We start from the raw sequence: 9,688 nt of genomic DNA, 5'->3' as shown, positions 1-9,688 counted from the left end.
AAAAACTACCACTCTACGATATTAAGGCGGGGTTGCTGTTTAGTGGTATCGTCCCTTAGTTGAATTTCGAGCGCTTTAGCCTCACTCCCTTTCTCAAACTCAAACGCAATTGCTCGTCGATATTGACGCTTGTACGGACCTTCGCCCATGACAATTGCAACAACTTCATGCTTGCCAGTACTCAAATTCCCTAAATAAAGCTTTTGTATCGCACCACGATAAAGTGCGTCGACATCGTTTTTCGTGTAAAGGTAATGAGTAACATCCTTATCGTCTATTTTGAGTTTGATATTATCCAGCGCGAAAAAATAGCCAATATCAACTGACAGATAGACAGCCACTTGAGTCGAAGCCGGAAACAACAAGTCTTCTTCAAGGATAAACAGGTCGCGATTGACGCTGAGCACATCTTTCTTGAGAGCTTCCAGCTTCGAAGCGGTCGTTTGCTCCTCTTCAGCCGCTAGCCCTGTCAAACTAAACATTACAGCAATGCAGGCAAAAAATGTCTTAAACATCCTTTTGGATTCAACCCAGTAATTACGCATAGTATGTCTACTTTTTTCCGTTCTTAATTCTTGCTTCGTTCATTATGGAGCTTATTTCTTATTGTTTAATTTTTCAGCTCGTTATTCTATTCGATTTTTGTAAAGCCCTTATCTTACACCCACTTCGAGCTTTTGGCTCTAACACTTTGTATTAATAGCCAATTTTAGCAAATGATACCAGTGAGATTCTTACAAACGGTCGAAATTTAAGATAGTGATAAACGCTACAGTACTAACTTAGATTATTTAATAACGAGAATCAATAATCCGTTGATGCTATTAGATTTTATCTCAGACCAATATAAAAAAATGAGGACTGGTCCCTATTTTGCCAGCCGCTGGCTGAAACGGGTTGAGAATTCCTATTTAATTTTTATTTTTTGTGCGCCCTATCGCTTTTAAGATAGTTTCTGCCGATTGCTTACCAATTAACTTTTCGACGACTTCCCCTTGCGGATTAATCAGATAGTTGGTCGGTAATTGAGCAGGCAAACCAAAGGGTAGAATAGGTACCGGGTCACTCGCCATAACAGGATACTTAATCTTCCACTTGTTGATAATCGCTGTAATTTGCTGATTCTCTAACGGATCGAAACTAACACCGATCACTTGTATCGGCTGATCAGCTGAGGTCCCATGAATTTTATTTAACTCTGGAACTTCTTCTAAGCAAGGGGCACACCATTCTGCCCAAAAATTGACCACAACCCAACTCCCTTGATAGTCATCAAGTGAGCGCTTTTCGCCGTTCATTAACATAAATTCACCATTTTGGCTGCATCCTGCGAGAAATAACGCGTTCATAAATAGAATTAAGGTGAATTTGTATGCTATAGTTTTACGTATCTGGGTAAAATTTTTTTGTTTATCGCTTTGATTTACAATCATTTTTGTTAGAAAAGCCCGAATTCGCTATAAAACGGCGATTGTAACATTACTAAGGTTGATTCTCTCAAGGAATATAGGGAACTTATCTTAAAACACCAGGATGCCTAACTAGGCTGTCAACAAACTGCTCGAATTATCCACTTTCGGATGCAAACGAGCACAGGTTGAGTGCAAAGATAAGTACTTGAAAGAGGAAGCAGAATTGAGCCAAGTTTAAAACGATAAAAATTATAATTAAAAATAGGAAGATCTTAGGAGAGTAGTAAATTTAATCATGGATAGTCTTAGATTAACCATCCCCTCTCAACAGGAAGGTCAACACATTCTAGTTGAGACGGATAAGAGCAAGTTATCGGAATGGCTTCGATCATTGCCTCTGGCAGATATGTCGAAGACATTGCCTGAAATCACTCGTGCGATATCAAGTCTCAATCGAACTGAAATGAATTACAAACATCGAGCAGAACTTACTGAGCTGTTCGATGCCAGCTATCGCCTAATCCACGATAGCTACCGCCCTAAAATCGTTGCCAATGTCGTCAGCAACAAAAGCAACAGTGCCGAAAAAGAGATTCTCGAAAAGCTCCACAACTTGACACGAGAAATGGCCTTCGCTCATAAAATCATTGTCAATGATTGCCTCGGAAAGCGTCAGTTTTGGGGAAAAAATAAGCACAAAGTCAAGGCAACGGCTTTTGCGATTTTCTACCTCGGCATCATGCTGATCGAGCAGTACGAAATTTATACACCGGTGCCCATCTACTTATGGCGAGAGATCAATGCCCTCTTCGCAAACGCCGGCAAAGAAGAATCCGAGAAAGCGGTGGTCGAAGTGGGTGAATCCCATTGCTTGCCTTCTATCGAGCAGAATTACATACGTAACTGCTTGATAGCCCTCGCCGATCCTTATCACCTTGATAAAGGTGAGCATTGGCAGCTCTTTTATTATCTTCAAAATTGGGGACATCTGGCCAGTATTTCTGAAGATCCAGACGAATTCCGTAAAGAACAATGCTTTATCATTGATGTTACCAGCGAAAACAAACCCAGTTTTGTTACCAGCGAGCTCGATGATCCCGAAGATCCGAAAATTCGCTTATTGTTGACCTTTGACCTGCTCCGTCAGATCAAGTTTGACCTCGAAAGTTTCACCGAAAACAACAAATTACCGGCCAAGTCTTTTCACCGGTCGATTCGCTTTTCTACAGCCAAGTACCTCTGGGAGCATTTGACGAGACACTGGAGCCACCGCGTTGAGCGGTCTACTCGGCGTTATCCGATCGTCACTCGCGTCGATGTAGTCTGGGGTATTGACGATATTAGTCGAGTACTCGGTAGAGCTGAACAAAACGGACGAAAGCCGCTTACCTATGATGAAATCAAGGCACTGACGGAAATCAAGCAGCAGGATCATTTAACCTGGGATGCCATCAACGTTTCTGCCGGTGGAATAGGACTGTGTTCGAGACGCTACATGATTCCGCACATTAGGCTCGGCGATATTGCTTTAATCCGCGAATACATGGACGGCAAACCAGCCCCTCATTGGCGGCTCGCGGTTTGTCGCTGGCACACCGGTGATAAACATAACGGGACTATGCTCGGCCTTAAATATATTGAAGGCCGTTATCATCCCGTTCGGTTAATCTTGTACCAAGGTAAAAACGAGAAAGGTGGTCAACCAGGCATCGTCGTCACAGACGCGATTGTCGAGGGCAGCAATTCCGCCACTATAATCACATCTCGCGGTTCACACAAAGATAATCGGGTTTACGCGATGCTAGGCATGGATAAACCCGTCGAGGTGAGACCTAGACTGAAAGTCGAAGTGACACCTTGTATCGAACGCTTCTTCTACCAAACTTATGAATTACGAGATGAGTTAGCAGAAGAAGTTCAAGAGGAAGTGTCAGACGTTATCCCGTGGACAGCGATCCCACACGAAAAGGGAAACTTGACGGACGAGTTTGAAATTGACGAATTTGAAAAACCCTCCTCGCTTGATGATGTTAGATTACCAGGCGACCATTAAGCGTTCGCTTAAGGTTGTCTGCAAAATTTAATAGGCTATTTTTGGTTTCAGCGGGCAGTTGAGAGTTTTCGATATCCGCTTTTTCCGGAACCAGCCTTCCCGCCACTTCATAAAGATCCTGCATTGAAACTTCGTCAGCCGCTTTCAATAAGCAATAGGACTGCTGCTGTGTTTTAGTCACTAAACCAAATTGGACTAACTTCTCTATCCAGTCAAAGTTAATAGCGCGTTTACCTTCGGCAGACAATCGATCTAATGCCATTTCATCGAGAGACTCTCCCCGCGACTGAAAATTAGCGAGAATCAATAATAAGTTAATCACTTCTATCAGCGGATGTTCTCTGTGAACATCGCTGGTCATTTCGAATGCATCAAAAGCATGACAGATTTCAGCCCCTAATAGAACAATCGCCCAACTTAGATAAATCCAAATTAAAAACAAGGGGATTGACGCCAGCGCGCCGAAAATAAACTGGTAAGTCGAAAAGCTAGCGACAAAAACACCAAAACACCATTTCGCCACTTCGAAAAAACCCGCGGTTAGGATTCCCGCACCAAAAGCATGGGAAAACGGTATTTTTCTATTGGGTATTACATAAAACATCACTGAAAATGCTAAACATGCCATTAAAAAAGGTAACCAAAGGGTCATCCACTGCCCATAATCAGTAACCACGTTTGAAATAACCGGAAGGGATTTCACATAAGAAGTAATGAGCAGACTCGAACCAAGTAAAATTGGCCCCAAAGTCAGCACTGCCCAGTAAACTAAAATTGTTCTTACGAAAGATTTATTGGTTTGAACATGCCAAATTTTATTAAAGCTACTATCAATGGTGCGCATCAATAATAATGCGGTAACAAAAAGCATTAGGGTGCCAACGCCGGATAGTCCTTTTGCTTTACCAACAAATTCATTTAAGTAGGTTTGTACCGTTTCCCCCGTGCTCGGCACGAAATATTCGAAAATGATTGATTGCAACTGCTGGCCGAGTTCCTGAAAGCTTGGAATAAAAGCCAATAGCGCGAAGACAACTGCCGTCAACGGAACCAAAGCAAGTAAGCTTGTGACCGTTAGTTCGGCAGCAATTGAAGAACAACCATTCTGTCCGTATCGCTTAAATACGAAAGAAATAAAAGTAAGAAGGTATTTAATCCTTTCTTCCAACACGACTTAGTCCTAAAATAACCGGTTTTATTATTGTGCTAATCATTCACATACTACCCAACACGCTTTACGATAACAAATCAGTCAATAATTTAAGGTGACCTGACCATGGCAAGCTTTACCATTTATCATAACCCACGCTGTTCAAAATCTCGTCAAACGCTTGAGATTCTCAATGACAAAGGAGTTGATGTAGAAATCGTCGAGTACTTAAAAACACCACCAAGCAAAACTAAATTGAAGTCAATTTTAAAAGCGCTAGATATGCAACCACAAGATCTCATGCGCAAAAAAGAAGCTGAGTATAAAGAGGCAGGTTTAGATGATACAACGTTAACTAAGGAGCAACAGGTTGAGAAGATGGTCGCCTTTCCTAAAGTCATCGAGAGGCCTATTGTTGTATCCGGCGATAAAGCGGTCATCGGTCGTCCGCCTGAAAACGTGCTGGACTTAATCTAGACTCTCTTGGCCAATTTAAATCATTAGAATCGTGGGAAAATTGTTATGCCTAAAGTGTTAGTTCTTTACTATTCACAAAGTGGTCATACTCAGAAACTGGCTAAGCTAATCGCTCGTGGCATTGAAGAGCAAGGCTGTGAAGCTGTCATCAGAACTGTTCCGGGGGTGTCTCCAAAAAACGAAGCGGTCGATTCAGCGATTCCTGAATCCGGTGATTTATACGCAACAAAACTTGATCTTATCGAATGCGATGGACTCGTCGTAGGTAGCCCAACTCGATTCGGTAACATGGCCGCTGCGTTGAAATACTTTATCGATGGCACCAGCGAAATCTGGATGGGCGGCAAATTAGCCGACAAGCCCGTGAGTTTTTTCACATCCACAAGTAGTCTACATGGCGGTCAGGAATCTACCTTATTATCGATGATGAATCCTTTTTTGCATCATGGCATGCTTGTTTGCGGGTTACCTTATAGCGAGACTGAGTTAATCCATACCGAGTCCGGCGGCACACCTTATGGAGTGAGTCACTGGTCCGGGAAAGATAACGACAAATCGATTAGTGACAGCGAAAAGGCTTTAGCGATAGCTCAAGGCAAACGCATCGCAAAATTTACCCAATTACTCGCCTAAGTTGGATCAGCCAATGAACAATCCGTCTTCAACATCCGCTTCCTCAACATCCGCTCCTTCAATACCGGCACCCTCACCGGCCATGATGTTAGCCCATCGATTAACTTTAGCGGGCTACTTTGGACTCGTAGTTCTGATTCCGGTGTGGAATCTTTGGTGGTATCCCTCTGAAGTATTTTCCAACGAGGTGTTAACAGTATTTTGGCTTATTCCGTTGATATTCCCGCTCAAAGGTTTACTCCAAGGGAAAGCCTACACACATGCTTGGTCGGGATTCATTGCGGTGATTTACATATGCCATGCATTGACGTCTTTAGTCACTAACCTTAATGAGTTATTCGCTATCTTGCTTGAGTTGTTTTTCGCCACTTTATTTCTTTTTGCGGGAATGTATTTTGCAAAATGGCGAGGAGAGCAACTCGGATTAGAGTTACCCAAACTCAATAAAGAACGCGACTAATAATAAAATCGCCTAGCTTTGATAAGCACGATATCGAAGCCAATGATCGCAAATCACAAGTGCGGTCATCGCGTCAACAATAGGTACCGCTCTTGGCAGAACGCAAGGATCGTGACGGCCTCTCCCATGGTACTCGATGGGATTGCCTTCTAGATCGACAGTTTGTTGGTTTTGCATTAAAGTAGCGACAGGTTTAAAGGCCACTTTAAAATCCAGGTCCATGCCATTTGATATTCCGCCTTGAACGCCACCCGAATAATTCGTGTGAGTTTTCACTTCCCCCGCTTCGTTTTTATAAAAAATATCATTGTGCTCACTGCCATGCATTTTGGTTCCTTCGAATCCTGAACCTATTTCAAATCCTTTACTTGCATTTATCGACATCATTGCTTTAGCCAGGTCGGCCTCTAGTTTGTCAAACAGCGGTTCGCCCAATCCGAGAGGCATATTTCTCACTACGCATCGTACAACACCGCCGATTGTATCCCCCTGCTTACGAACCTCTAGAATCTTTTCTTCCATTTGATTGACTACATTACTATCAGGACAACGCACTGGGTTTGATTCGACCAGCGCTGTGGTCACTTTGTCAGGTGACATTGTCGACTGAATGTCTCCTACAGCTTCCACCCACGAAACAATTTCTATTTTTTGCGACGCCAATAATTTGCTGGCAATTGCACCTGCGGCAACATTAGCGGCAGTAGTTCGAGCAGAACTCCGTCCGCCACCGGCGACATCTCGAATTCCATATTTTTTCTGATAAGTGAAATCGGCATGACTGGGTCGAAACAGTTTGGCAAATTCAGAATAGTCTTTTGAGCGGGGATTATTATTTTCAATCATAAGACTAATCGCAGTCCCCGTCGTTTTGCCGTCGACAACGCCAGATAATATTCTTACTTTGTCACCTTCTTTACGTTGCGTAACCAACTGACTCTGTCCGGGGCGTCTTCTATCCAAAAATGGCTGAATATCATCCTCAGAAAGAGACAGACCTGATGGGCATCCTTCGACGACACATCCTAAAGCGGGTCCGTGTGACTCGCCCCAGTTAGTGACCTTAAATAATTTACCGATACTGTCGCCTGACATATTACTTGCTCTTATTTTATTAGCAGATGTTTAATTAACGCATCTAATCATTATTACTTTCTTTGACTTGGTCTGATTTATTATCCTCACTAGACCTTGTCAACCTCGCCTGACTCAACAACTTAGAACTTTCATCCAAAAATTGCTCAGCATACTTACCAAACCAATGTCTTGTTGTTGCAAACTCGCGCTTAAATCGCTTTTTATCATTTGTTTCAACCAGAGACAAGAGTCGTGTATAGCGCTCTATGTAACGTTTCATCATGCCAACATTTTGTGGGTTGGCAAATATAATCTCTGTATACAGGTCCGAACTCTGTGCAAACAACCGACCAACCATAGCAAGCTCAAGTCGATAAATTGGCGAACTCATGGACAACACTTGCTCTATATCAACAGACTCTTCCGCTAAATGACAACCATAAACAACCGTAGAGAAATGCCTGAGGACTTGCACAAAAGCCATTGTTTGATCATGCTCTGCTGCAGTCACTTTCACCAACTTTGCGCCATATGAGTTCAGCAGCTCGATAAGCCACGAGGAATGTGCTGCCATTCTCGCCTGGCAAACAACGACGGTTTGTCCAGAGATGCTTTCAACTCCCGGCCCGAACATGGGATGCAGGCCCACTACAGGTCCGGGATGAACTTTTAGCATAGTTTCAACCGGTATAGTTTTGATACTGGTGATATCTGCCAGAACACAATCAGCGGAAAGCATAGTCAGTCGATTTATTATCGACTCAGTGACATGGATCGGAACAGCCACTAACACAAGGTTAGCGCTTTTTAGAATCTGCTCAGCATCTGCCCAATCTTGTTTTTCGAGACTTGTTACATCACAACCAGACTCGTTAAAAAGCCGGCAAAAAAATTGTCCGAGTTGTCCTTCACCGCCAATAACCACCACTTTTTGAATCTGCTCTGATGCACTAGGTGATATTTTGTTTGTGGTACCGCTAGACAATTCTAGTTCCGCTTTGCGGGCTAGCACTTTTTGTTGTAGCTTTTCGAGATCAGCCAATGAAAGCTGATCTAGGCAAATATCTTCAGCGCTCACGACTTAACCCAGACTCTTGGTCTGCGGGAAAGTCGATATTCCTATATCCGCTAAATAATCCCAGTATTTCGGAAACGACTTAGCCACAACTTGGCTATCTAAAATACAAATATCCGGCGTTTTAATCCCCAACAACGCCATACTCATTGCCATACGATGATCATCATGCGTCTCAATATTGGCGCCGTGAGGTATTCCGCCTTCAATTTTCAGATAATCCTTACCAGATTCGACCTTAATACCGGTTTTACGGAGTTCATTGGCTGTGTCTTCTATACGATTCGATTCTTTGAAAGCCAAGTGTTCAATGTTTGTAATTGTCGTTATACCCTGGGCAAAACAAGCAACAACCGCTAGGGTTTGCACGGCATCAGGCATTCCTCCCATATCTATCGAGATAGCCTGGAGCCTCTCTGGACCTTCGACCAATAAATCGTCACCTTGAAACGTGATCTTACAGCCCATCTTTTCTAGCACTTGATAAAATCCTGCTTCTCCCTGCAATGAGTTCTTATCAAAGTTTTTCAGAAGAATTTCTCCACCGGAGATCGCAGCCGCTCCCATAAAATAACTAGAAGAAACTGGATCAGGAGAAATCATAAAGTCTATTCCTTGATATTTTTGCCCTGGGGGCACGTAAAAGCCTTGCTCGTCCTCTTCTACATTAACGCTCATTTTTTTCATCAACTGGATAGTCATGTCTACATAAGCGCGAGAAACAACACTACCCGTAAGGTTTATTCGCAAGCCATCATCTAGCAGCGGTGCAATAATTAATAAAGCACTTAAATATTGACTACTTCGACTCGCATCAAGTCGGCACTCATTACCTTTAACCGGTCCGATAATCTTTGCCGGTAAGCAACCATTGGGCGTATCAATTTCCACCGAAAGACTTCGTAGCGCATCAAACAATTCAATCATCGGCCGAGTCGCCATTTTAGCCGAGCACTCGATGTTGACAGGTACCTTTTCTAAGGCCGCAATCGCAGCAACAAAACGAGAAAAAGTGCCACTATGTGCGGTATAAATATCTATAGGTTTCATCGCAGTCACTTGTCGAGGGTTAATTTTTAGCGCATTACCGTCAGTTTGTATTTGATAGCCGAGTTGCGACAAACCTGCGGCTGCGGTCTGAATATCGTCGTTATTAACCACATTTTTTATGTGAGAAGTCGTTGATGCTAGCGCGCACAGTGGTAGCAATCGATTCGCAATATATTTACTGCCGGGTAGCGTGACTGTCGCTTTGACCGGACCACAGGGTTTTATCGAAAGATTCAAGCTTTTGAGTTCTTGTCGGTTGCTGATTGACGCATTTAACCGTGATCAGTAGTAAATGTAAAAT

At 43.1% G+C, this 9,688-nt stretch carries 10 protein-coding genes; 4 read left to right on the top strand and 6 right to left on the bottom strand.

Going from position 1 to position 9,688, the window contains the following annotated elements; all coding sequences use genetic code 11:
* Nucleotides 1-5: 5 nt before the first annotated feature.
* Entirely contained in the window at nt 6-545 is a 540-nt protein-coding gene (locus FLL45_RS03735) for an AraC family transcriptional regulator (RefSeq protein WP_210247101.1), read from the bottom strand.
* Between the two features lie 366 nt (nt 546-911).
* Nucleotides 912-1,349, bottom strand: a complete 438-nt coding sequence (locus FLL45_RS03730) for a TlpA disulfide reductase family protein (RefSeq protein ID WP_185964309.1) — start codon at nt 1,347-1,349, stop codon at nt 912-914.
* Between the two features lie 358 nt (nt 1,350-1,707).
* On the opposite strand from FLL45_RS03730, the gene FLL45_RS03725 reads away from it, so the two are divergent.
* Complete coding sequence (locus FLL45_RS03725; RefSeq protein ID WP_142888434.1) at nt 1,708-3,465, top strand: hypothetical protein; 1,758 nt, start codon at nt 1,708-1,710, stop codon at nt 3,463-3,465.
* Here the strand turns inward: FLL45_RS03725 and FLL45_RS03720 are convergent.
* A complete protein-coding gene (locus FLL45_RS03720; RefSeq protein WP_142888433.1) occupies nt 3,443-4,636 on the bottom strand; it encodes a YihY family inner membrane protein in 1,194 nt (397 codons plus the stop codon). The genes FLL45_RS03725 and FLL45_RS03720 overlap by 23 nt on opposite strands.
* A gap of 105 nt (nt 4,637-4,741) precedes the next feature.
* Here FLL45_RS03720 and arsC point away from each other — a divergent pair, with 105 nt between their 5' ends.
* The 3 genes from arsC to FLL45_RS03705 are packed head-to-tail and all read left to right on the top strand — an operon-like array spanning nt 4,742 to nt 6,185.
* Nucleotides 4,742-5,092: an arsenate reductase (glutaredoxin) gene (arsC, locus tag FLL45_RS03715; RefSeq protein WP_142888432.1), complete on the top strand. Its 351-nt coding sequence runs from the start codon at nt 4,742-4,744 to the stop codon at nt 5,090-5,092.
* Between the two features lie 45 nt (nt 5,093-5,137).
* On the top strand, nt 5,138-5,725 hold the full coding sequence (gene wrbA / locus FLL45_RS03710) for an NAD(P)H:quinone oxidoreductase (RefSeq protein WP_142888431.1): 588 nt from the start codon (nt 5,138-5,140) through the stop codon (nt 5,723-5,725).
* Between the two features lie 13 nt (nt 5,726-5,738).
* Entirely contained in the window at nt 5,739-6,185 is a 447-nt protein-coding gene (locus FLL45_RS03705) for a DUF2069 domain-containing protein (RefSeq protein ID WP_142888430.1), read from the top strand.
* 12 nt (nt 6,186-6,197) lie between these two features.
* On the opposite strand, the gene aroC is transcribed toward FLL45_RS03705, so the two are convergent.
* Genes aroC through aroA form a run of 3 tightly spaced genes read right to left on the bottom strand, consistent with a single transcriptional unit; the run spans nt 6,198 to nt 9,624 of the window.
* On the bottom strand, nt 6,198-7,280 hold the full coding sequence (gene aroC, locus FLL45_RS03700; RefSeq protein WP_142888429.1) for a chorismate synthase: 1,083 nt from the start codon (nt 7,278-7,280) through the stop codon (nt 6,198-6,200).
* Nucleotides 7,281-7,323: 43 nt separating this feature from the next.
* Nucleotides 7,324-8,340: a bifunctional chorismate mutase/prephenate dehydrogenase gene (gene tyrA / locus FLL45_RS03695; protein WP_142888428.1), complete on the bottom strand. Its 1,017-nt coding sequence runs from the start codon at nt 8,338-8,340 to the stop codon at nt 7,324-7,326.
* 3 nt (nt 8,341-8,343) lie between these two features.
* Nucleotides 8,344-9,624 carry a 3-phosphoshikimate 1-carboxyvinyltransferase gene (gene aroA, locus FLL45_RS03690; protein WP_185964308.1) on the bottom strand — a complete coding sequence of 427 codons (1,281 nt, stop codon included), beginning with the start codon at nt 9,622-9,624 and terminating at the stop codon, nt 8,344-8,346.
* Nucleotides 9,625-9,688 lie beyond the last annotated feature (64 nt).

The sequence above is a fragment of the Aliikangiella marina genome (assembly GCF_007004765.1).
Lineage (GTDB): Bacteria > Pseudomonadota > Gammaproteobacteria > Enterobacterales > Kangiellaceae > Aliikangiella > Aliikangiella marina.
This window is presented reverse-complemented; position numbering and strand designations above follow the sequence as displayed.

Excerpts from the sequence above, each read along its gene's own strand:
- FLL45_RS03735 (WP_210247101.1), bottom strand. The coding sequence starts at position 545 with ATGCGTAATTACTGGGTTGAATCCAAAAGGATGTTTAAGACATTTTTT.
- FLL45_RS03730 (WP_185964309.1), bottom strand. The coding sequence starts at position 1,349 with ATGAACGCGTTATTTCTCGCAGGATGCAGCCAAAATGGTGAATTTATG.
- FLL45_RS03725 (WP_142888434.1), top strand. The coding sequence starts at position 1,708 with ATGGATAGTCTTAGATTAACCATCCCCTCTCAACAGGAAGGTCAACAC.
- arsC (WP_142888432.1), top strand. The coding sequence starts at position 4,742 with ATGGCAAGCTTTACCATTTATCATAACCCACGCTGTTCAAAATCTCGT.
- wrbA (WP_142888431.1), top strand. The coding sequence starts at position 5,138 with ATGCCTAAAGTGTTAGTTCTTTACTATTCACAAAGTGGTCATACTCAG.
- FLL45_RS03705 (WP_142888430.1), top strand. The coding sequence starts at position 5,739 with ATGAACAATCCGTCTTCAACATCCGCTTCCTCAACATCCGCTCCTTCA.
- aroC (WP_142888429.1), bottom strand. The coding sequence starts at position 7,280 with ATGTCAGGCGACAGTATCGGTAAATTATTTAAGGTCACTAACTGGGGC.